This is a genomic window from Saccharopolyspora endophytica, assembly GCF_018070075.1.
Lineage (GTDB): Bacteria > Actinomycetota > Actinomycetes > Mycobacteriales > Pseudonocardiaceae > Saccharopolyspora > Saccharopolyspora endophytica.
The window spans coordinates 22,528-45,336 of the sequence record NZ_JAGPXE010000003.1 but is presented as its reverse complement, the minus strand read 5'-3'; the positions used below and the strand labels follow the sequence as shown (position 1 = coordinate 45,336).

Annotated in this window: 17 protein-coding genes; 4 read left to right on the top strand and 13 right to left on the bottom strand. The window is 70.7% G+C overall.

Annotated elements, in window-relative coordinates:
• Positions 1-189 precede the first annotated feature (189 nt).
• Together KBO27_RS07775 and KBO27_RS07770 are read left to right on the top strand one after the other, a co-directional pair.
• Positions 190-3,093, top strand: coding sequence for an arabinosyltransferase domain-containing protein (locus tag KBO27_RS07775; protein ID WP_210969310.1), 2,904 nt, complete (start codon positions 190-192; stop codon positions 3,091-3,093).
• A 205-nt stretch (positions 3,094-3,298) separates the two neighbouring features.
• Complete coding sequence (locus KBO27_RS07770) at positions 3,299-3,733, top strand: DoxX family protein (protein WP_210969309.1); 435 nt, start codon at positions 3,299-3,301, stop codon at positions 3,731-3,733.
• A gap of 1 nt (position 3,734) precedes the next feature.
• Here KBO27_RS07770 and KBO27_RS07765 read toward each other — a convergent pair whose 3' ends face one another.
• The 6 genes from KBO27_RS07765 to KBO27_RS07740 all read right to left on the bottom strand — a co-directional run bounded on the left by KBO27_RS07765 (position 3,735) and on the right by KBO27_RS07740 (position 11,433).
• On the bottom strand, positions 3,735-4,430 hold the full coding sequence (locus KBO27_RS07765; RefSeq protein WP_210969308.1) for a DUF899 domain-containing protein: 696 nt from the start codon (positions 4,428-4,430) through the stop codon (positions 3,735-3,737).
• A gap of 111 nt (positions 4,431-4,541) precedes the next feature.
• Complete coding sequence (locus tag KBO27_RS07760) at positions 4,542-5,285, bottom strand: Rv0361 family membrane protein (RefSeq protein WP_210969307.1); 744 nt, start codon at positions 5,283-5,285, stop codon at positions 4,542-4,544.
• Positions 5,286-5,432: 147 nt separating this feature from the next.
• The gene (locus KBO27_RS07755) at positions 5,433-7,427 is read right to left on the bottom strand and encodes a neutral/alkaline ceramidase (RefSeq protein ID WP_210969306.1); all 1,995 of its coding nucleotides are present in this window, start codon (positions 7,425-7,427) and stop codon (positions 5,433-5,435) included.
• Positions 7,428-7,511: 84 nt separating this feature from the next.
• Positions 7,512-8,270, bottom strand: coding sequence for an SDR family NAD(P)-dependent oxidoreductase (locus KBO27_RS07750; RefSeq protein WP_132678995.1), 759 nt, complete (start codon positions 8,268-8,270; stop codon positions 7,512-7,514).
• Between the two features lie 21 nt (positions 8,271-8,291).
• On the bottom strand, positions 8,292-9,818 hold the full coding sequence (locus KBO27_RS07745; RefSeq protein ID WP_210969305.1) for an AMP-binding protein: 1,527 nt from the start codon (positions 9,816-9,818) through the stop codon (positions 8,292-8,294).
• 340 nt (positions 9,819-10,158) lie between these two features.
• Positions 10,159-11,433: a NupC/NupG family nucleoside CNT transporter gene (locus tag KBO27_RS07740; RefSeq protein WP_210969304.1), complete on the bottom strand. Its 1,275-nt coding sequence runs from the start codon at positions 11,431-11,433 to the stop codon at positions 10,159-10,161.
• 308 nt (positions 11,434-11,741) lie between these two features.
• On the opposite strand from KBO27_RS07740, the gene KBO27_RS07735 reads away from it, so the two are divergent.
• On the top strand, positions 11,742-12,230 hold the full coding sequence (locus KBO27_RS07735) for a MarR family winged helix-turn-helix transcriptional regulator (RefSeq protein WP_210969303.1): 489 nt from the start codon (positions 11,742-11,744) through the stop codon (positions 12,228-12,230).
• Between the two features lie 4 nt (positions 12,231-12,234).
• On the opposite strand, the gene KBO27_RS07730 is transcribed toward KBO27_RS07735, so the two are convergent.
• The 5 genes from KBO27_RS07730 to KBO27_RS07710 form a co-directional block, all read right to left on the bottom strand.
• Positions 12,235-13,038: a siderophore-interacting protein gene (locus KBO27_RS07730; protein WP_307870285.1), complete on the bottom strand. Its 804-nt coding sequence runs from the start codon at positions 13,036-13,038 to the stop codon at positions 12,235-12,237.
• A 246-nt stretch (positions 13,039-13,284) separates the two neighbouring features.
• Complete coding sequence (locus KBO27_RS07725; protein ID WP_210969302.1) at positions 13,285-14,223, bottom strand: terpene synthase family protein; 939 nt, start codon at positions 14,221-14,223, stop codon at positions 13,285-13,287.
• Positions 14,220-15,254, bottom strand: a complete 1,035-nt coding sequence (locus KBO27_RS07720) for a hypothetical protein (RefSeq protein WP_210969301.1) — start codon at positions 15,252-15,254, stop codon at positions 14,220-14,222. The genes KBO27_RS07725 and KBO27_RS07720 overlap by 4 nt, the downstream gene beginning before the upstream one ends.
• Positions 15,255-15,547: 293 nt before the next feature.
• Entirely contained in the window at positions 15,548-16,003 is a 456-nt protein-coding gene (locus KBO27_RS07715; protein ID WP_210969300.1) for a (2Fe-2S)-binding protein, read from the bottom strand.
• A gap of 12 nt (positions 16,004-16,015) precedes the next feature.
• Entirely contained in the window at positions 16,016-18,235 is a 2,220-nt protein-coding gene (locus tag KBO27_RS07710) for a xanthine dehydrogenase family protein molybdopterin-binding subunit (protein WP_210969299.1), read from the bottom strand.
• A gap of 909 nt (positions 18,236-19,144) precedes the next feature.
• On the opposite strand from KBO27_RS07710, the gene KBO27_RS07705 reads away from it, so the two are divergent.
• Positions 19,145-20,092: a polyprenyl synthetase family protein gene (locus KBO27_RS07705; RefSeq protein WP_246536575.1), complete on the top strand. Its 948-nt coding sequence runs from the start codon at positions 19,145-19,147 to the stop codon at positions 20,090-20,092.
• On the opposite strand, the gene KBO27_RS07700 is transcribed toward KBO27_RS07705, so the two are convergent.
• Together KBO27_RS07700 and KBO27_RS07695 are read right to left on the bottom strand one after the other, a co-directional pair.
• Positions 20,076-21,695, bottom strand: coding sequence for an ABC transporter ATP-binding protein (locus KBO27_RS07700; protein WP_210969297.1), 1,620 nt, complete (start codon positions 21,693-21,695; stop codon positions 20,076-20,078). The two genes, KBO27_RS07705 and KBO27_RS07700, sit on opposite strands and share 17 nt — an antisense overlap.
• Positions 21,692-22,732 (bottom strand): DUF1611 domain-containing protein, encoded by a 1,041-nt coding sequence (locus tag KBO27_RS07695; RefSeq protein WP_210969296.1) that lies wholly within the window; start codon positions 22,730-22,732, stop codon positions 21,692-21,694. Before KBO27_RS07695 ends, KBO27_RS07700 begins: the two co-directional genes overlap by 4 nt.
• Positions 22,733-22,809 lie beyond the last annotated feature (77 nt).

Below are 22,809 nucleotides of genomic sequence, written 5' to 3'. Positions count from 1 at the left end.
CGCCACCGAGATCGGTGAATCTCGTTCGGATTTCGCGCACTCGATCGTGTAGTGCAGTTGACGGGGCGGGCCGTCGATGACTATGGCGTGGTCGTATCGCAGTCCCCTCCTGCACTGAACCCATCCACCTCCGCGCGCCGCCCGCGCATCCGGCCCGCCCCGGCTGATCGCCGAGCGTGGTGGTGCGGCGTGCTCGCGGCGATCACCGTGCTGCTGGGCGTCGCGATCCCCTTCGCGCCGGTCACGGCCTCGGATCCAGTGGTTTCCTGGCCGCAGGCGGGCAAGTTGCCCAGTTCGACGGTGGTTCCGCTGAGCCCGCCGCGCCCGCTGTCGCTGCACGCGACGATCCCCTGCGCCGCCCTGCGCGCCGTCGGCAACGGCGACGTCCTGCGCACCGTCCCGGCCGGGGCGAGCCCGGCGACCGGACTGGCCGTCACCGCCGCCGCGGGCCGGGTTTCGGTGCTCGCCGCCGGAACTCCGCTGCTGGACGAACCCATCCCCGCCGGTGGCTGCGACTACCGCATCGCCGCGACCGCGACCGGCCTGTCCATCACGCGCGATTCCGCGCCGGTGGCGCACTTCCCCGATCTGCCGGTGCCCTCGGTGTCGGCGCTGATCACCACCGCCGAGGGGATGCCGCAGGCGGGCGGGCTGTCGGTCTCGCTGCACGCCGACGACCGCTACAACTCCCATCCCAACGGGCTCAAAACACTTCTCCTGTGGGCACATCTGCTCGCCCTCGGCGCGACCCTGGTGCTGGCGTGGCGGCACTGGGGACCGGTGCGGATCCCGCGAGTCCGGCCCCGCTGGGCCGACCTGGTCGTCGGCGTCACGGCCGCGTCGTGGGTGCTGCTCGGACCGGTGCAGTACGACGACGCGTGGTACGTCCTGATGTCCCGCAACGCCGGGGCGGCGGGATACCTCGGCAACTACGTCTACATGTTCAACGCCACCGAGAACCCCTTCGTGCTCAGCCAGTACCTGATGCAGTTCTGGGGCCGACTCGGGGAGTTCTCGCTGTGGTGGCTGCGGCTGCTGCCGCTGGCCTACGGGCTGATCACCTGGGTCGCGCTGCGTCGCCTGCTGACCACGACGCTCGGCCGCACCGCCGGCAACCGCTGGGTGCCGTGGGCGCTGGGGCTGGCGTTCCTGGCCTGGTGGATGCCCTACGGCATGACGCTGCGACCGGAACCGCTGATCCTGTGCCTGACCGCGGTGACGATGCTGCTCGCCGAGACCGCCCGTCGCCGCGAGAGCATCCCGGCGGCCGCCGCGGCGACGCTGGTCGCGGCCCTGGCGCTGAGCTGCTCGCCGTCCGGTCTGGTGGCGTGGGCGCCACTGGTCCCGGCGCTGCCGTGGCTGTGCCGGTGGCTGCGCGACCGCAGCGGGAAGTCGCGCTCGGTGGCGGGGTTGACGGTCGTGGCGGCCGGAACCGCCATCGTGCCGGTCGCTTTCGCCGACGCGACCTTCGGGGACGTGCTCGAAGCGACGAAGGTGCACCGCTGGTACTACGGCTCGTTCGCCTGGTACGAGGAGTGGCGGCACATCGACACCCTCATGACCGGGCCGTGGGCGCTGCGCCTGCCGGTGCTGATGACCCTCGGCGTGGGGCTGCTGGTGGCGCTGGGCCGCGGCCGCCGGACCGCGCCGGGCACGGTCCGCTGGCTGATGCTCAGCAGCGCCGTGGTCACCGCGCTGGCGATGGCGTTCCTGGCGTTGAGCCCCACCAAGTGGGTGCTGCACTTCGGCGCCCTGGCCGCCCCGGCGATCGTGCTGCTGACGACCGCGCTGCTGCGCTCGCCGCTCCCGCGCACCACGGGCGCGGTCGCGAGCATCGCCGGGACCGGTGTGCTGATCATGGTGGCCGCCGCGGGGTTCTCCGGGCCGAACATCTGGAAGCCGTTCAGCGACCGCGGCCAGTCCTTCGGCAACCACCTCCCCGCGTCTCTGTCGAAGATCGAGCTGAGCATGACGGCCCCGCACATCGGGGACGTCTTCCTGCGCGACGCGAAGCTGTGGGTCGCCCTGGCCGCGGTGATCGCCGGGTTCGGCCTGTGGCGGCGCCGCAGGCGACTGGGAGTGCTGCTGCGCCCGGAGCGCGGCGTGCTGATCGCCACCGCGCTGCTGCTGGTCATCGGCATGTTCGCGGTGTTCGCCTACGCGCCGTTCCGGCAAGCGCCGGGCTGGACGGTCGCCAGCGGCGGCTTCGAGTTCGCCACCAGCGGTCGCACCGGCGGGCTCGCCGACCACGTCAAGGTCCTCGCCAACGCCGACGTCCAGCCGCCCGCACCGGTCGAACCTGCCGTCGTGCGAGGCGATTTCGCCACGTCGGCGCGGCTATCGGTGCCGCCGTCGGCACCCGGGGAGGTGTGGCACAGCCGCACCACCCTGCCCACCGGGCGGGGCACGCTCACCACCGGCTGGTACCCGGTGCCCGCGACCGGGGACGGCACCCACGTCACGGTCCCGGTGCTCGGCGAAGGGCTCACCGCCCACCGGCTCGCGGTGCAGGCCGACACGCCGTCCGGTGTGGTCAGCCTCCCGCTGAGCCCGGACGCCGCGCTGGGCGCGCGCCACTGGCAGGAGCTCGCGGTCGCGCTCCCGCAACCGGCTCGCGCGATCCGCGTCGTCGCCGAGCAGCGCGGTCCGTGGCTGGCCGTCGGTGAGCCGCGCCTGACCAAGATCCGGCCGGTCACGACCGTGACCGACGGGCAGACCGTCTTCGCCGACCAGCTCTCGGCGATGCTGTGGCCGGACATCGACCACGCGGAGATCGCGCACGGCATGACCAACCCGCCGACGGTCCGGGTGAGCGCGGCCGAGCACATCGACCCGGGCGTGCTGTCGAACTCCACGTTCACCGACTGGGGCGGCAACTTCGCCACCAGCGCCCAGACCGCGACCTACGTGCGCATGGCCTCGGCGCTGCCGGGCGGACCGGAGACCGCCCCCTGGGGCACCGTCGACCGGATCCTCTACGACTTCCCCACCCGCCAGGTCGACTTCGGGTTCCGGCACCACGACCGCGCGGGCTGGACCCGACTGCCGACCCTGGCCGGGGAGGAGTACATCGGCCGGAAGTACACGGGGTGAGACTCCGTCGACTGAATCGTTCCCGTTTACCAGCTAGCGCCGGGCCTGACCAGCGGAATCAGGTCGCGGCCACTGGTGCGCACCTGGTCGGCCGTTCGCAGTCAGGGGTGTTTCCGGTTCTGGACAGCCGGGCTGATCACCCTTGACATTAGGCTACCCTAACTTAACGCTCGTCGGGTGTCCGCTTGCACCTGAGGAGTCGCGCATGTCCAGTCTCGACAGGAAAGCAACCACCCTCGCGCCCTACGCCCTCGGCGCCTTCCGGATCGTCGTCGGTGCGCTGTTCGCCAGCCACGGCGCCGCATCGTTGTTCGGCGTCTTCGGCGGGGCCCCGGGAACCGGCGGAGGCGTCGTGCCGTTCGGAACCTGGCCGTCGTGGTGGGCCGCGGTGATCCAGCTGGGCTGCGGGCTCCTCGTCGCGCTCGGCGTGCTGCACCGCGGCGCCGCGGTGCTCGCCTCCGGCTCGATGGCCTACGCCTACTTCATCGTGCACCAGCCCGACGGCCTGCTCCCCCTGCAGAACCAGGGAGAGCAGGCCGCGTTGTTCGCGTGGTCCTTCCTGCTCCTGGCCTTCACCGGACCCGGCGCTCTCGCCCTGGGCCGGGCGCTGCGCCGCTCACCGCAGCTCGCCGCGGCGTGAGTCAGGCGTCGGGCCGGCCGTAGCGCTCGGCGACGATTTCGGAGGACTGCCAGCGGCTTCCGGGGACCTCGTCGTTCGGCCAGCCCGCCGGGGAGTCCTGCCAGGCCTCGCGGCGACCGTAGGGCAGGGCGTCGATCAGCGCGAAGGTGTGCCCGAGCTGCTCGATGCCCCTGCCCGTGGTGTGCCAGGTGCGGTAGACGGCGTCGCCGTCGCGCAGGAACACGTTCAGGCCGAAGCCGCCGCCCGGAGGCGCGCCGACATCGGTGCCGAAGGAGCTGTTCGCGGTGGAGTACCAGGGGAACGCGTTGCCGACGCGGCGCTTGTAGGCCACGGCCTCGTCCATCGTCCCCTGGGTGACGATGACGAACCGCGCGTCGTAGTCGCGGAGGAACTCCAGGCGGGTGAACTGCGAGGTGAACCCGGTGCAACCGGGACACTGCCACCTCTCCCCCGGGAACCACATGTGGTTGTACACGATCAGCTGGGAGGCGCCGTCGAAGATCTCGGCCAGCGTGACCGGTCCCGCTTCGCCTTCCAGGACGTAGTCGGGCATCCGCACCATCGGCAGGCGGCGGCGCTGCGCGGCGATCGCGTCGAGCTCCTTGGTCGCCGCCTTCTCACGGGCGCGCAACGCGTCGAGCTCGCGCTGCCAGGTGCCGGCGTCCACGACGGGCGGCAGTGCGTGCGTGGTGGTCATGGTCTCTCCCGCGGACGAGTTTCAGGGGCAGTCGCCAATGGAGACCCCGACCACCCTTGAAACTCATCGGTGCCCGGCCGCAACGACGACCGGGCACCGAGGAGGGACTGCTCAGGCGCAGAGCTTCCAGTCGCCGTCCTCCTTGACGAGCTTGAGCTCGGCGGCCTGCGGCTGCTGGCCGGGAACGGTGGACTCCATGGTCGCGGTGCCCGTGTCGCCGTTCTCCTGGACCGACTTGACCGTGGTCTTGACCTGCTTGAGCATCTCGAGGTCCTGCGGCTTGGCGACCTTGAGGAACTCCTCCTTCTGCTTCTGCAGCTCCTCGATCTGCGGCATCGCGCTGTTGCAGACCACCGCGCGGTAGTCGTCGGCCTTGACGCTGCGCGGGTCCTGGGTCTCCTTGGTCGACAGCGCCGCGTAGTCCTCGGCGGTCGACTGAGCCGAGCCGCCGCTGAACAGCCAGAAGGCACCGACGGCCACGACCGCGATGACGAGCACGGAGGCGGCGACCGCGACGATCACGCCGACCTTGCTCTTCTTCGCGGGCTCCTCACCGGACTCGGTGGCCGCAGACGCCTCAGAAGCCTCAGAAGCCTCAGAGGACTCAGCGGACTCGGACGACTCGTTCGATTCGGTGGTCTCGGCCGCGGGCTGAGACTTCTCGGTCTGCTCCGCGTCGGGCTCGCCCTGCTCGGCACCAGGCTGCTCGGCGCCCGACTTCTCAGCGCCGGACTCGGCGTCGCCGTGGCCGGCTGCGGAGCTCTCCGAGGGCTGCTCCACTGCCGAGGTCTCGGTCTCCTCAGCGGGCTGCTTCTCGGAGCCGCTCTGGCCGGGCTCGTTCGGCGAAGAGGTCATGAACACCTTCCTGGTTCGGACTTGTCAAGTGCTGTCCCCACGTGTACGCGACCCGAGCCTCGAGTTCCACCCGTGTCGAACTTTGGACTCCGCATTTCCCACGCTGGAACATTACGATTCGACCACGCGCGCGCTCGAACTTCGCATTCACGCCACGAGGAAGTCCCGACTGCGTCCGGTGAACGGCGTGATCTCGCCCGAGGCCGCTGCTTTCCAGTCTCCGTTGTGGACGATCCGGTAGCGGCCGGTCGGCACTTCCGCCGGAACGTCCCAGGTGATCGTCGCCGTGGAGGACGCGACACCGCTGCGCTTCCAATGGTACTGGGTGGACCAGTCGCGGTCGTCGGCCACCGGCACCCACCGGCCGTCCACCAGGCGCTGGACCTCGGCGTAGGTGCCGCCGCGGCGGAGGTCGTTCTTGGGGTGCCCGGTGACGAACTCGACCGCGACCCGCTCTCCCCGGCGGTAACCGCTCGCGGGCTCGGCCAGGACGTCGCCGAAGGCGCGGCCGGGAGGCGGCGCGTCGAAGACCACGCCCGGCTGGAAGTTCGGCAGCGTTCCGCTCATGTCGGGCGGAACGGGACCGAGCGGGACCCGCTCCCCGGCACGCATCGCCGCGGCCAGCCTGGTGAACTCCTGCTGGTAGGCCGGGAGCGTGTAGCGGCCGAAGAGCGTGGAGGCCCCCTCGTACTGCTGGGAGTCGTACTCCTCGGGCGTGGTGACGTACTGGCTGTAGGCGTTGGCGTAGCCCTGGATCAGCACGTTCTCCAGCGGGACGCCGAGCTCGGCCGCGACGCTCCGGCGGATCCGCAGCCCGGCGACGATGGTGAACTCGGCGGGTCCGGCGACCAGGTGGAGCTCGCCGATGCGCATCAGCTGCAACGGCAGCACCTCCGGGCACCACGGGTGCGGCGGCATCGCGCCGAAGGGCACCGCGACGGGTTTGGGCGCCTGCTCGTCGGCGAGTCCCGGCGGGATGGGAACGTCTGCTCCCCCGAGCCAGTCCAGCAGCGGGTTGCGGATCCCTTCTCCGATGGGGATTCCCGGTCCGTCCTCGGTGCTGCCGGCCAGCATCGACATCCCGATGGCCGCGGTGCAGGTGCGATGCGTCTTGCCGTCCGGGGTGAATCGTCCGTCCACAGTGACCTCGGACAGGTCGACGTAGCACAGCGCGGAGTCGACCGGCCCGCTCATCGACTCCCGCGCCGAGTCGAAAGCGATTCGCGCGGCGCGGAATTGGCGTTCACCGATGATCCGGGTGTTGTCGAACTCGTCGTCGGTCGGACCGGACCCGGGTTCCAGGTCCAGGTTGGGCGACATGTCGCCCGCGTTGGTCTGGGCGAAGCAGGCCACGAACTCGGCGTCGAGGCGCTCCCAGGCGAAGGCCGCGTAACCCTTGTTGTCCGAGCTGATCAGGTGGTTCTCGTTGGTCATCGAGGTGCCGTGGGTGGCGAACCACGTGATCGCGCCGACGTCCCGCCCGCCCTGGGAGAAGCGCAGCACCGTCACCGCCGGGTCGATCGCCTGCGGGAAGTGCCGGGTGTCCTCCGCCGGGTTGAGGTCGAAGGCGCTGCGGGAGCGGTTGACGCTGGCGTCGGTGAGCTCGGCCCGCCCGAGCGCCAGTGCGCCGGGCCGCAGATCGTCGTGCGCCTTCCCGATCGCCTCGGTGATGCCGTCGACGACGGCGTTGAAGACCTGCTCCTGGAAGCCCAGGGTCGCCAGGTCGTAGGCGGCGTAGTGCGAGTCTCCCCCGCAGGCGGCGTGCGTGTGGGTCGCGTTGAGCAGCACGTTCTGCTCGGTGTAGAGACCGCCGTAGGTCTCGGCCAGGCGGCGCAGCACCTCCTGGTGCACCGACTGGAACAGCGCGCCCAGCTCGGCGGTCACGAACACCACGCGGTTCGCGCCGTCGTCGACGACGAACGCGCGCGCGAGCGTGCGCAGGTGGATGCCCGCGGTCTGCTGCTGCGGCATGGAGTAACCCATCATGCCGTTCTCAGCGGCCGGACCGGTCACGTCGGCGACCCCGCGCCCGACCCGGTAGCCGGTGGCCTCCTGGCCGGACGCGGGGGTGACGCCGAACATCGTGGCGGCGAGCGGTGCGGCGGCGGCCGCGGCCAGCACCTGCCTCCTGGCAACGGGCATGAGCCTGCCTCTCGGTGAATGTGAAGCGTGTTCACGTTCATGGATGCGGGCAGGCTACGCCGATCAACTACGGGCTGCCAAGACTCACTTCGGCGCGAAGCGCTGGCCCGCGTCCAGCCGCAGGCACTGGCCGTTGAGCATCGGGTTGTCGACGATGGCCCGCACCAGCTTCGCGTACTCCTCCGGGCGACCCATGCGCCGGGGGAACGCCGCGTCCTTGACCAGCGCGGCCTTCACGTCCTCCGGAGCTCCCTTCACCAGCCCGGTTTCGAACAGGCTCGGCGCGATGGCCAGCACGCGGATGCCCATCGACCCGAGATCGCGCGCCATGGTCAGGCACATCCCGGCGATCGCGGCCTTGGCCGCGGTGTAGGCGACCTGCCCGACCTGGCCCTCGAAAGCGGCGATCGACGAGGTGTTGATGATGACCCCGCGCTCACCGTCCTCGGGCTCGTTGTCGTTCATGTGCGCCGCGGCCAAGCGGCTGATGTTGAAGGTGCCGACCGTGTTGAGGTCCAGGATCCGGCGGAACGCGTCGAGGTCGTGCGGCCCCTGCTTGCCCAGCGTGCGCTGCGCCATGCCGCCGCCGGCCGTGGTCACGGTGATGTGCAGCCCGCCCAGCTCGGCGACGGCCGCGTTCAGCGCGTGCTCGACGCCGGCGAAGTCGGTGACGTCGACCGGGTGGAACGTGCCGCCGAGCTGGGCGGCGACGTCCTGGCCCGCCGAGTCGGCGAGGTCGGCGATCGCCACCGACGCCCCCTGCGCCGCGAGCAGTTCCGCGCTGGCCCGGCCCATGCCCGAGGCTCCGCCGAACACGACCGCCTTCTTGCCGTTGATCTCCACTGGTGCTCCTCCTCGTCGAGGTCAGCGAACCCGCTGGCGGAGTTCGCGCTTGAGGACCTTGCCCGCCGTGTTGCGCGGGAGCTCGTCGACCACCAGCACCTGTCGCGGGCACTTGTAGCGCGCGAGGTGCGCCGCGCAGAACTCGCGGATCTCGCGTTCGGTCAGGTCGGGCTCGCCGTCGGCCTCGATGACGGCGACGACGCGCTCGCCCCACAGCTCGTCCGGCGCCCCGACGACCGCGGCGGCCGCGATGCGCGGGTGCTGGTGCAGGACGTCCTCGACTTCGCGGGAGTAGACGTTCTCCCCGCCGGTGAGGATCATGTCCTTGCGGCGGTCGACGATGGCGAAGCGACCCTCGGCGTCGCGCCGGGCGAGGTCGCCGGTGCGGAACCACCCTTCGCGGAACGCCTCCGCGGTCGCCTCGGGCCGGTTCCAGTACCCGGAGAAGACCTGATCACCGCGGATCTCCAGCTCGCCGACCTCGTCGGCGCCGAGTTCGACGCCGTCGTCGTCGACGATGCGCGCGGCCGTCAGCAACATCGACCGACCCGCCGAGGCCAGCAGTTCCGGACGCCCGGCCGCAGCCGCTCGGTGCCCCTCCGGGCCGTGCGCGAGGGCGTTGCCGGCGAGCTCGGTCATGCCGAACCCGGCGCGGAACCCGGCGTTGGGGAAGCGGGTCATGGCCTCGCGGAGCGTGGCCACCGGCATCGGCGCCGATCCGTACCCGATGCGGGTGATCGAGGTGGTGTCGCAGGCGCCGATGCCGGGGTGGCGCAGCAGCATCTCCAGCATCGTCGGCGCGACCGTGGTGCCGGTGACCCCGTGCCGCTGCACGGCGTCGAGGAAGCCCTCGGTGCTGTACCTGCGCAGCAGCACGACGTTCTCGGCGGCCAGGTGCGCGACGAGCACGTTGTACCCGGCGATGTGGCACAGCGGCCACGGCACCAGCGTCACCGGCCGTTCCTCGGCGGCTCGCGGCCAGCTCAGCACGGCGTTGACCGCGCCCGCGACCACGTTTCGGTGGGTCAGCACGGCGCCCTTGGCCCGTCCGGTGGTGCCCGAGGTGTAGATCAGCCACGCGGGCGAGCTCTCGTCGGCGCGCTCGGGTTCGGTGTCCGGTCGGCCGTCGAGCAGCGCGCTGAAGGGCGTGGTGCCCGCGACGTCGTCGACGGTGACGACCGTGTGGATCGAGGGCACCGCGTCGGCGGCGTGCCGCGCGGGGTCGAGGTACTTCGCCTCGGTGATCAGCACGGTCGGCGCGGCGTCGGTGAGCAGGTCGGCGATCTCGCGCTGCGCGAGCCGGTAGTTCACCGGCAGCAGCACCATCCCGGCGAGCGGGACCGCGTAGTAGGCCAGCACGTACTCGACGTTGTTCTCGGTGAGCACGGCGATGCGGTCACCGCGCCGAGCGATGTCGGCCAGCCCGTGGGCCAGCCGGCAGACCGAGGCGTGGAGCTCACCGAACGTCCAGGTGGTGGACTCGAACGTCAGCGCCGGAGCTCCGGGCGTTCGTCCGGCGGCCAAGGCCACCACGTCGCTGATCAGCATCACGCCTCCCGCGCCCCACCTCGGACACCGGAGGCACCGTACCAAACAATCGCTTGGTTAGGCGATCACGCTCGTCGCGGCAACCCTTCCGAAGCACCCGCGGAGCAACACCCACGTGCGGGAGAACGGATTACCGCCGTAATCAGGCACCTGAACACGGCGGTAATCCGGGTGACACCGTCCATCCACACCGACCGCGACCACCACCGGAACACGGATTACCGCCGTAATCAGACACCCGAGAACGGCCGTAATCCGGGTCGTGAAGCGCTGCGGCCACGGGCACGGGCGTTGTCCGGTGACGGGTTGACGGCGTGATCCGGCGCCGCGGGGACGGGGCTTAGACCAGGACTCCGGCGATGGTGGCGCTCAGGAGGTTGGCGAGGGTGGCGGCGAGGACCGCTCGGATGCCGTCCTTGGCGATCCAGCTGCGCTTGGCGGGCACGAGACCGCCCAGGCCGCCGAGCAGGATCGCCAGCGAGCCCAGGTTCGCGAAGCCGGTGAGCGCGAAGGTGACGATGGTGGCGGTCTTCTCGCTGAAGTTGCCTGCCTGAGGACCGAAGTCGCCGAACGCCACGAACTCGTTGATCACCAGTTTCTCGCCGACGAAACCGCCCGCGGCGATCGCTTCGTGCCACGGCACGCCGATCACCCACATCAGCGGCGAGAACACGTAGCCGAGGATCTGCTGCAGGGTCAGGTCCGGCAGGCCGAACAGTCCGCCGAGCGCGCCGACGATGAGGTTCAGCAACGCGATCAGCGAGACGAAGGCGAAGAGCATGGCGCCGACGTTGAGCGCCAGCTTGAGACCGTCGGAGGCACCCGTGGCCGCGGCGTCGATGACGTTGCGCGGCTTCTCCTCCAGCGCGGGCGCGGCGGTGCCGAAGGCGACCTTCTTGGACTCCTCCTCCTCGGCCGCCTCGTCGTCCTCGGACACCTGGGCGTCGTCGGAGCTCGGCTCGTCCTTGGGGGCCGGCATGATCAGCTTGGCCATGAGCAGGCCGGCGGGGGCGGCCATGAAGCTGGCGGCGATGAGGTTCTCCAGCTTCGCGCCGAGCATGGCGTAGCCGACCATGACCGTGCCGGCCACGGTGGCCAGGCCGCCGACCATGACCGCGAAGAACTCGGACCTGTTCATGCTCGCCAGGTAGGGGCGCACCAGCAGCGGCGCTTCGGTCTGGCCGAGGAAGATGTTGCCGGTCGCGTTCAGCGACTCCGCCCGCGTGGTGCCCAGCGCCTTCTGCAGCGCGCCACCGATGATGCGCACCACCCACTGCAGGACGTGCAGGTGGTAGAGCACCGCCGTCAGCGAGGACACGAAGATGATGATCGGCAGCACCTGGAAGGCCACCACCGTGCCCTCGGTGGGCATGATCGGTCCGACCAGGAAGTCGATGCCCTCCTTCGAGGACTCGATGACCTTGGTGACCCCGGCCGCGACGGCGGCGAGCACCTGCTGCCCCAGCGGCCAGCGCAGCACCACGACGGCGAAGACGATCTGGATCGCCAGCGCACCGAGCACCGTGCGGAGGTTGATCGCGCGCCTGTTGGTCGACAGCGCCAACGCCAGCAGCAGTACGACGACCATGCCGCCGATGCCCCACAAGACCTGCACTGGTTCCAGCCTTTCCTCGAACCGCCGCGGCAGTCGCGGCGCTGTTGGGTCCGGGGGATGCTCGCACGCAGACCCCAGGGCACGCACCCGGGTGGCGAGTTTGTGACTCCGCTAACGGCAGGTCAGGGGAAGGTGATCACTCCACAGTGCACACCCGATCGCCTCCAGAGAGCGCGGGCGAGCGGGCGTCTGGATCTCGCCAACCGCATGCCGAGAAGAGGCTCATCAAGAGATATCTTTCGCTCAAGATGATTGCGTGTAAGATTGTGCTCGGAGCCGTCACCACGTCGGCGAGAACGGAGAGCGCGATGAGTCCGCAGAAGGGAACGGAAGCCGTGGCCCACGAGGTCGATCTGCCCAGCGATGACGAGACCGTCACCTGGTGGGGTCTGGTCATCGAGGGCTACCACACCACCCACAGCCTGATGATGAACGAGATCAGCCAGCGCGTGGACCTCGCCCCGGGCTCGTTCGACATCCTCATCAGACTGCTGCGCTCCCCCGGGCACCGGTTGCCGATGACCCGGCTCGCCGTGGAGGCCGCTCTGAGCAGCGGTGGCTTCACCAAGGTCGCCGACCGGCTGGCCAAGGCCGACCTGATCTGCCGCGAACCCTCGGCCGAAGACCGCCGCGTCGTCTACGCGGTGCTCACCGACCACGGCCTGGAGGTCGCCGGGGAAGCGCGCAAGGTCTGCGCCGAGATCCTGCGCGACCGCATCCTCAAGCCGCTCGGCGAGCAGCAGTCGCAGAGCCTCGCCGCCGCGATGCGCACCCTGCGCAACGCCAACGCCGCCTGATCGGTCAGCGAGCCGCGGCCTCGGCCTTGTTGAACTCGGCCTTCCACTCGCGGAAGGCCTCCTCGGTGCGGCCGCGGCGCCAGTACCCCGAGATCGACGCCTGGTCGCGCGCCACACCGCGCTCGCGGAACAGGTAGGGACGGACGCGACGCATGACCTCCTGGGCCTCGCCGTGCACGAAGGCGTGCACGCGGCCCGGCAGCCACTCCAGCTCGCGCACCGCCTTCTCCAGCGCGCCGTCCTCACCGACGTCCGAGCGGTAGATGAACACGGCCTCGCCGGCCGCGGGCAGCACCAGGTCGGGCGCCTCGGCGGGCGAGTCGACGAGCATGACCACGCGCACCACGGCGTCGGCGGGCATGCCGGCCAGCGCGGCGGAGATCGCGGGCAGCGCGGACTCGTCACCGGCGAGCAGGTGCCAGTCGGCCTCCGGGTCCGGCTTGTAGGCACCGCCGGGTCCGTTGATGATCAACCGGTCGCCCGGCTCGGCCTTCGCCGCCCACGGACCGGCCACGCCCTGGTCGCCGTGCATGACGAAGTCGATGGCCATGGTGCCGCTCTCGACGTCGGGGAACAGCGCGGTGAAGGTGCGCACGGTGGGCATGTCCTCCGCCGGGAACGTGCCGCGCATCGCCTTGACGTCGAGCGGCTCCGGGTAGGTCACGCCCTCCTTGGGGAAGACCAGCTTGACGTAGCGGTCGGTGTGCACGCTCTCGGCGAAGGCCGACAGGTCATCACTGCGGAACCACAGTCGCCGCACCCGGGGAGTCACCATCTCGGCACCGGTCACGGTCAGGTAGGTCGCCACTCGAACTCCTCAACGCACTCACAAAGACTTAGGTCAGCCTAACTTATCTCTGCGGTAGCGCGCAGCACCAACCCGCCCCCTTGAGCGACATCGCCGGAAGTTCACCTGCGCCCCGAGCTCACCCGGCCACCCGCACCTTTCCCACCTCACCGAACGCATGAGCCACAACCAGCTCGCCCAAACTCCCCTGCAACGCGCCGGTCGAGCGACCTCCCGGGGAGGCCGCTCGACCGGCGAGGGGTTCGGCTACGCGGCCGGGGGTCGGTAGCGGGCCGAGGTGTCCAGCCAGGCGGCGTGGCCTCCCGGGATGTGGGCGATGACGTCGATGAGGTGGTCGATCCGCGCCCGCAGCTCCTCGGGCCGGCCCGCGAGCTGATCGCGGACCTCGGCGGCGGCCTCCTCGAGCTCCTTCTGCCGTTGCAGGATCTGTTGGCGGACCTCGGTGATGGCCTCGTCCTCGGTGCAGGCCTGCGCCTGGCGCAGCACCGTGACGTAGTTGGTCGGCTCCTCGTTCGCCGACTCCTTGGCCAGCGAGCGGATGTCGTTGCACCAGGCCGTGAGGTCGTTGGAGGCGGCGCAGAGCTCCTTCCACGCCTCGCCGCTCACCAGAGGTTCGGGAACCTCGGTGCCGCAGGCGGATTCGAGGACATCGAACATGAACATGCCGTTGGACTCCCGCCGCAGCACCGGGTACTCCTCCGGCGTGGGCAGGGTCCCCGCCGCGCGGTGGGCGATCTGGGTGAGGAACGCGTCGCGGTGCCGGTGCAGGTGGGCGAGGACGCGGTCCCGCCACCGCACCGACATGCCCGCCGCCGTGCGCGGCCACAGGTCGGTCATCGCCGACATCAGCGGGCTGCCGACCAGCACCGGCCGCCCCTGCACGAGCGCGGTGATCGCCGCGTAGACCTCGCGCACCGAGTCCGGCGAGCGGTCGGCGTCGTCGTCCTGCTCGTCGTCGAGGTGGAACAGCACCGTGATCCACTGCGCGTAGAGCTCGACGGCCTCCGGCGGGTCGTCCGGCAGCACCATCGCCGTGACCTCGTGGAACCCGGCCCCGCGCAGCCGCTGCTCGTCGAGGTCGGTGGTGATCAGGCCGACGCGGGCCGCCCACCGGCACAGCCGATCGCCGATGTCGGCGACCTCCGGGTGGATGCGGTCGCGGACCGGAAGTCCGAAGTCGCTCACCGGCTCACCTCGCCCGACCGCCACAGCGCGCGCATCGCGAAAGCCGTTGTCAGGTAGCGCGATCCGAAGTAGACCTGGAACCGGCCCATCCGGTAGTAGGCGCCGGCCGCCCACGAACCGTCGGAGTCCTGAGCCTCGGCGAGCGAGAGCCGTCGCTCGTCCTGGCCCTCCTGCGCCCCGAGGTTGTCGGCGGCGAGCACGTGCAGCGCGATGTCGAGCGATGTCTCGCCGGTGGGAAGCTCCGCGAGAGCGCTGCGGGCGGGCCCGGTCAGGGTGCTCATCTCCTCGGGGAACCGGGCGCACACCCGCGACAGGGCGTGCAGGAACGCCTGCGGCGACGGGTAGTAGCGGGTGCCCTCCCGCCAGCGCCCGGAGTCCAGGTGGGCGGCCAGGTAGCGGGTGGTGGCGTCGCGGACCGCGCGCTCCTCCATCCGCTCCGGCACTCCCGCCAGGTGCAGGGCGTAGAGGGCGTTGGCGCACACCACCGCGTCGTGCTTGCGGCCCCGGCTCAACGTGCCCGGCTCCTCGCCGTCCTCCCAGTAGACCAGGTACACCCAGGGCCACAGGTCCTCGGAGCCGTCGGGCTCGTGCGAGGCCGCCAGCGACAGCTCCCGCACCGTCGCCTGCAGGTCCGGGACCCGCAGCATCCCGAGCTCGCGCAGGGCGCCGGTGGCCATCGCCGTGCAGTCGGTGTCGGCCGGTAACCCGCTCTCCGGCAGGAAGCGGTAGCGCCGCCTCCACCGGCACCGCTCGACCTGCTCGAACAGCGGCGCGATCAGCTCGCGGTCGGGCCTGCTGTCGGTGGTGGTGAGCAGCATCAGCGACACCATCGCCGAGAACGCCTCGTCCGCGAGGTCGAAACCCGGGTCCGCACCGAGGGTTTCGGTCAGCTTCCGGCGCGCTTCGCGGCCGGTGAAGCTCTCCTCGAACCGCGGGTCGAAGGACATCTCGACCGACGGAGCCCCGTCCGGTCCGATCGACTTGCGCACGTAGTCCAGGGCGCGATGCGCGGTCTGCTGGAACAGTGTCACGACTGTTGTCTCCTCATGGTGTTCGAGGCGGTGGAGATCGACGGCGAGGGCCCGGTGACGACCGGGCTCCCGCCGCCCTCAGGTGTTCGCACTAGGTCGTGTTGAGGAATGCGGCGGTAGCCGCTGTTTCAGGTGTGGGACTCAGCTCGCACCGCCGCGGGTTCTGAGGTGGTTCTCCTGTGAGGACGTGTCGACCTGGTGCATTGGCATGCATGAGTCGGCGCGCCCGGAGCAGGAGGGCCGCCTCAGAACCCGCTACCCGCACCGCTGAGCAAACAGTTCCCAAACAGCTCCTAGGCCTGCGCGGCCTGCTTGATCGCGGCCCGGATCCGTCCGTAAGTGCCGCAGCGGCAGACGTTCTCGATTCGGTCGATGTCCGCGTCGGTCACCTCGTCGCCCTTGTCGTTGATCAGCGCGACGGCGGCCATGATCTGGCCGGGCTGGCAGAACCCGCACTGCGCGACGTCCTGGTCCATCCACGCCTGCTGCACCGGGTGCGGCTCGTCGCCGTCGGCCAGGCCCTCGATGGTGGTGACCTCGGTGCCGTCGGCGTCGGCGGCCTTGACCATGCAGGTCTGGACTTCCTCGTCGTCCATCAGGCAGGTGCAGGCGCGGCACACGCCGACACCGCAGCCGTACTTCGGTCCGGTGATGCGCAGCTCGTCGCGCAGCACCCACAGCAGGGGCATCTCCGCGGGGACGTCGACCTCGACGTCCTCCCCATTGACCGTGATCGAGTACTGGGGCATGCGAGCCCTCCTCTAGTTGTTGATCGGGAACTGGCGGGGGACGGTTCCGGTGGCGCGGCCGTAGGCGTTGGCGACCGCGGCGGCCGAGGCGGGAACGGCGATCTCGCCGACACCACCGGGCTCACCGGTGGGCGGCATGATGAAGACCTCGGTCCGCAACGGCGCCTGGGCCTGCCGGGCCACCTGGAAGTCGGCGAAGCTGCCTTCGCGCACCGCGCCGCCGTCGATGTGCAGGCCGGCGTAGAGGACGGTGTTGATGCCGTCCATCAGCCCGCCCTGCATCTGGGCCTCCACCCCGCGCGGGTTGATGGCGCGGCCGGGGTCGATGGCCACGAACGCCTTGGTCACGCGCGGCTTCTTCGGGTCCGTCGCGTCGATCTCGACCAGCGTCGCGGTCGTCGACTTGTACTCCTGGTGGATGCCGACGCCCTGCGCGTGGCCCCGCGGCATCGCCCTCCCCCACCGGCCTTCGGCGGCGACCTTGCGCAGCACCGCCTTGGTGCGGTCGTCCTTGAGCGACTCCAGCCGGAACGCGACCGGGTCCTTGCCCAGGTGCTCGGCGATCTGGTCGACGGTGATCTCCTCGGCGACCCGGTAGGCCACCGAGTGCACGCCCCGCATCACACCGGTGTTGGGCAGCTTCACGTCGGTCTCGGTGCCCGAGACCGTGGCGAGGCCGAACTCGTAGGGAACGGTCTGGGTGACGCCGATGACGACGTCGGCCACCGCCTCCTTGGCGGGCTTGCCCATCTCCATCAGCGCGGTGAACACGATGTCGCCGAGACCGTGGGTGAGGTCGGTCCACGCGCCGGAGACCCGGTGGTGGAACGAGCGCACCTTGCCCGCGCGCACGGACGCCTGAACCCGCTGGTGGGTGGCCGGGCGCATGCGCCCGTGCCGGGTGTCGTCGTCGCGGGTCCAGAAGAGCTTGACGACCTTGCCGGTCGCCCGGGAGACCTGCGCCGCCTCCAGCGGTGCGTCCATGTGGCAGTTGCGGCCGAACGACCCGCCTGCGCGTTTGACGTGCACCGTGACGTCGGCCGTGGTCAGGTTCAGCTCGTCGGCGACGAGCTTCTGCACCTCGATCGGGACGTGCGAGGAGCACCACACCTCGGCGTGGCCGTCGCGGACGTCCGCGACGGCGAAACCGGTCTCCATCGGCGCGTGGCTGGTGAAGGCGAAGTCGAAGCGCTCGTCGAACTCACCGCCGTCGGGACTCACGACGTCGGCCGCGCTGCCCGCCTTCTCCTTCAGGACCGCGGCGATGTCCACATCGGACTTGGCGGCGGCCGCGCCGTCCTCCCAGGTGACCTTCACCTTCTTGGCGGCTTCCATGGCCTGCCAGGTGTTCTCCGCGCACACCGCGATGCCGGTGGGGATCTGGGCGACGGCGGCGACTCCCGGCATGGCGCGTGCGGCCGAGTCGTCGTAGGAGGCGACGGTGCCGCCGATCGTCGGCGGGCGCACCACCACGGCCACGACGGAGCCGGGGATCTTGGTGTCGGAGATGTAGGAGGCCTTGCCGGTGACGATGTCGTTGGCGTCCAGGCGGTTCAGCGGCTTGCCCACGATGTGGTAGCGCTCCGGCGGCTTCGGCGTCGCCGGGACCGCGGGGATCCCGACCTTCGCCGCCTCCTTGGACAGCTCGCCGAAGGTCAGCTTGCGCCCGTCCGGCGCGTAGACGCAGGTGTCCTTCGTGGACAGCCGGCCGGCCGGGATGCCCCAGCGCTTGGCGGCAGCGGTGACCAGCCGTGCCCGGCCGGCCGCCGCCATCGAGGACAGCGGTGTGCGCAGCACGCGCACCGAGGTGGAGAAGGCGGTGACCTGCGAGTAGGACAGCTCGGGACGCGCGTCGGAGTGCGTGATGGCGATGTCGGTGGGCTTGGCGTCGAACTCCTCGGCCAGGATCATCGCGACCGTGGTGTTGATGCCCTGCCCCACCTCGGTCTTGGGCAGCTCGAACCAGACCTTGTTGTTCTCGCTGATGCCCAGGCGCAGCTGCCCGAAGGTGGGCGTGGCCAGGAGGTTGATCGCGTCACCCATGTCGAACAGGTCCGCGATCGGCGGCACCGGCAGCTGGTTCGGGGCGAACGCGGCGGCGGCCGCTTCGCCCTCGGCCAGCACCTTCCCGACGACGGTGAGCGTGGGCGCCGCCGCCAGGTAGGTGAGGAACCGACGGCGGCCCAGTCCGGCCTTCTCCTCGGTTTCCGCTTTCGTGGCAGGGCTTTCCATCCAGAGACTCCTCTCAATGTCGCCACAGGCCACGACCGGGAACTCCCTCCACGCGGGCGGCATCGATCCGCTTGGCCACTCGGTGCCGCTTTGCGGGCACGACGGATCGCACGAACATCCCCACGCCGCGTTCCAGAACGACTGCAGTCCAGGGATGTTCGCGAATGCGCTCCGCGAGAGAAGAGTTAGTTCGCAGTGAAGCTGGAGACCTGTGCCGACTTCTTTCCGTGAAAACCGAACTTGCCAGGCACGAAGGATGTTTCGAGACACCCATCCGTCCTGTTGCCGGGCGGACCATACCGGGGGCGTTTCAGCGCGATGAATCGCCCGCACGACGGCGAACCACTAGTCCGAACAGTGGCGGAGAGATACCACCCGATCCTGAGCGCAATGCAAAACCGCAGCTGGGAATTAATTCGGAACCGGCAAGTCTGGAAATTCGCGGGACGGCTGCCCGTTCAGATCCATTCGGAAGATCAACATTGCATCCCCACGGAGATCGCAAAGAATCCGTTCCGTGATGAACTCACGGCGTTAGTTTCCGCCTGAAACACTGGTATATGCCAATTGCAGGGCTGCCACGTGCGGTGATTACAGAACTGGCATGTCCAGCAATAGGAGACCGCGCGTCCGGATGCGGGTCTGGCGGCCTGCCTGGTCGCCATTTTGGAATATTCCAACCAGCGATATTCAGCATCTGTTCCGGATGTAAGCAATTGCTTGCTTGCGTTCACCGTCGAATTCCGAGTCCCCTCAATGTCGCAACGAGCATCTCTGTCCGGCGTAAAAATGGCCCCAATGCGGGGTCGCCGGTTCCCGTCGCGGCCTCGGCGCTGCCAAGATCATCTGGTGATGGCGACTTCGGTAGTGGATTCGTTGCGGTGGTCCCGAGAGTTGTTCGATCCCGCGATGAGACAGGCGATTTCCGGCCTGCCGAACGAGATGCGGCACGTGTGCGGCTACCACCTCGGTTTCTGGGACGAGCGCGGTGAACCCGGCGAGGAGGCGTCGGGCAAAGCGGTCCGCCCGGCCCTGGTGCTGCTGTCGGCCGAAGTGGTCGGCGGCTCGGGGATGGCGGCGGTTCCGGCCGCGGTCGCGGTGGAGCTCGTGCACAACTTCTCGTTGCTGCACGACGACGTTCTCGACCGGGACGCAGCCAGGCGGGGACGTCCGACGGCCTGGGCGGCGTTCGGCGCCGGACCGGCGATCATGGCCGGGGACGCGCTGCTGTCCCTGGCCTACCGGGTGCTCGCCGGATGCGGCGCCGAAGCGGTGCGCGTCCTGCACGAGGCCACCACCGCGCTCATCGAGGGCGAGACGTCGGACCTGGCGTTCGAGAACGCCACGAACGTCGCGGTGTCCGAAGTGGAGGACATGGCCCGCGGCAAGACCGGCGCGCTGATCGGGGCCGCCTGCGAGCTGGGCGCTCTGCTCGGTGGCGCCTCCGCCGAGCAGCGCCACGACCTGAAGTCCTTCGGCGAGAAGCTGGGGCTGGCCTTCCAGCACGTCGACGACCTGCTGGGGATCTGGGGCGATCCGGCCGTGACCCGCAAACCGGTGCACGCCGACCTGCGCGCCCGCAAGAAGAGCCTCCCGGTGGTCGCGGCGTTGAACTCCGGGACCGACGCAGGTCAGGAGCTGGCGTCGCTGTACTCCTCCCGGCAGGAGCTGACCGACACCGAGGTCGAACAGCTGGCCCTGCTCGTGGAGAAGGCCGGCGGCCGGGAGTGGAGCCGGTCGGAGGCCGAAAGGCTGATGTCCGAGTCGCTCTCGGCCGCGCGCCGCGCCGAGTACCGCCCGGGTGCGGCGGAGCGGATCGAGCAGGTGGCCCACCTCGTGGTCAACCGGGAGTTCTGAGCTCCCCGCCCCGACGGGAGAACCCGGCCACCACGACGTGCTGGGAGCTGGGAGTCAGGTCCCACACCTGGTGGTCCGGGACGATGCGCTCCGGGGCGTCGGTCGCCAGGACCACCACGCCCGGGTAGTCGGCGAGCAGCGTCCGCAGCAGGTCGGTTCCTCCCGCGCCGAGTTCGTCGTCGATGTGGTCGAGGACCAGCAGCGGTGGTGTGCCGTGGCGGGCGCGGGCGAGTTGCAGGCGGGCGCGTTCGGGGATCGACAGCGGTTCGCCGCCTCGGCGCAGCTTCGTCCGCTCCCCGTCGGGCAGGGCGCGGACGCGCTCGCCGATCCCGACCGCGTCGAGGTCGGGCATCACGGCGCCCTCCTGCTCGGGTCGCCGGTACCGCACCGCCCTTGCGATCGTGCCGCGCTCCAGTGCCAGTCCCCGGGCGGCGTAGCCGACGTGGCGGCGGCGCTGCACCGCCGGGAGGTCGTCGAGGTAGTGACCGGACACGCGCACCCAACCGCGCGCGGTCGTCCCGATCCCGGCCAGCAAGCCGAGGACCGCCGAGATCCGCTCCGGGCTCCCCCGCAGCACCACCCTGGCACCCGGCGCCGCGGCCAGTCCGGGCACGGCCCCATCGACCCAGAGCTCGTGGACGTGGACCTCGGCCGGTGCCCGGACCTCCCCCGCCGGGACGGCTCGCGGTTCCGGCAGGTCCCGGGCCAGCGCGGGAGCCAGGACCCGCCGCGCGGCCAGGTAGGACTGCCGGTATTCCACGACCCGACCGAGGTCGTGCACCGGCGCGACCAGCACGCCGACGACCGTGATCGCGGTGGCGATCAGCGCGTGCGGGATCCCGAAGCCGGTGCCGACGACGACCACGCCGAGCGTGGCCAACGCCGCCGTCGACACCGCCGACCCGCGCAGGTATCCGGCCACCCGCGCGCGGCGCACGGCCGTCGCGCGCACCCGCCCGCTGAGCTGGTCGATGCGCTTGAGCTCGCGGTGCACGCCACCACCCGCGCGAATCGCCGACTCCGCCGCGACCGCGTCGCTGACCTGCGCCGCCAGGCGTCCGCGCGCTCGGCGCACCGTTCTCGCCCGCGCGTAGGCCACGCGCGCGAGCAGCCCGAGAACGGCGCCCAGCGCGAGGATCGGCGTCACCACGGCCGCCGCCAGCGCCGGATGCAGCGCTGCGAGCACCACGAGGACGCCCGCGATCAGCGGCAGTCCGCCCGCCATCGGCGCGATGCCCCAGGCGATCCAGTTGCGGACCGCCGAGAGGTCGTTGGTGGCGCGGGCGATCGTGGTCCCCAGCGAGGGTCGGCGTCCCTCGGCGAGCGCAGCGGTGAGCAGCCCGATGCGGAGTTCGTGGACGTAGTCCTGCCCGAGCTTCTCGGCCAGCACCCACTCCGCGACCCGCACTCCGCCCACGCAGCCCGCCGTCGCGAGCATGATCGCGAGCCAGAACCACCTCTCACCCGGGGCCGCCTGCAGCAGGCGCGGCATGCTGATCGCGGTCGTCCCGGCCAGCGCCGCCTGACCGAATCCGGCGCACACGAGCAGCGCGAACAGCCCGCGGCGGCCTCCGGTCAGCAGCCTCGGCATCCTGTCGCTCACAGCACGCCCTCGAGCACGTCGGGCTCGGTGAGCGCGGAGGTCTCGACCACGGGAACCTCCAGCGCGGACCGCACCTCCCGCATCGCCAGCGGCGCCGAGGTCAGCACCCCGCTCACCGCGGCGACCGGCACTCCTCGCCGCCGCAGCAGCTCCACGCCGCCGATGGCCCCGGCCGCGCCGTCGGCGGCGAACACGACGTGGTCGACCACCCGCGAGAACACCGGATCGGCGACCAGCGCGGCGGTTTCGCGCTGGTAGAGGCCATCGGCGATCTCGACGACGACCACGTCGACGTCCGGCCCGGAGAGGCCGTCGACCACCGACAGCAGGAGCGCGCGGACCTGGTCGTGCTCCAGCCGGAACGTGGTGGGGAACCCGAAGTCGGTGAAGTCGAGGACCGCGGCGGCACCGGCGTCGGTGAAGCTGTTCGGATCCCCGCCCGCGCCCGTCCCGGTCGCCTTCCCGGCGCACACCCGCAACCCCGATCGCACCAGGCCGCGGATGAGCGAAGCGACGGCGGTGGACTTGCCGGAGTTCATCGACGTGCCGAGCACGGCGATCACCGTCGGCCCGTCCGCGCGCGGGGATGGTTCCGCGGTGAGCGCGCGAGGCGCGCAGCGGGAGAGCGTCACGACTCCGCGCGCGTCGGCGAGCAGGCCCAGCGGCTGCAGGAGGGTCGCGTCGGAGATCTTGGCGTGCTTGGCGGTCACCAGCGCCGCCACTCCCCCGGCTGCGACGAGGTGGACCGGCCGCAGGTCGTCGGGGACCTCGGCTTCGAACTGGTCGGGGGCGTAGCGGTGGCCGTAGGCCACGAGCACCTCGTCACCGGCGAACAGCGCCTGACGCCGGCTCACCGGGCTCTCCAGCCGCGTGTGCATGCCGAGCCGCTCGACCCGCGCGAGAACGACATCGCCAGGACGCGGAACCACGTCGGGCCCGTCGAGCAGCGCGTATCCGCGCGGGGCGGCCTCGACGCGCGCTGCGACCGAACGAGTGGTGTACGCCTTCTTCGACCGGCGCAACCGATCGGGCTGCACCTCGGATGAGAACCCCTCCGCACGAACAGGATTCGCCACGACTGGCCCGACACCGGTGGAGACGCTCATGATGCGTT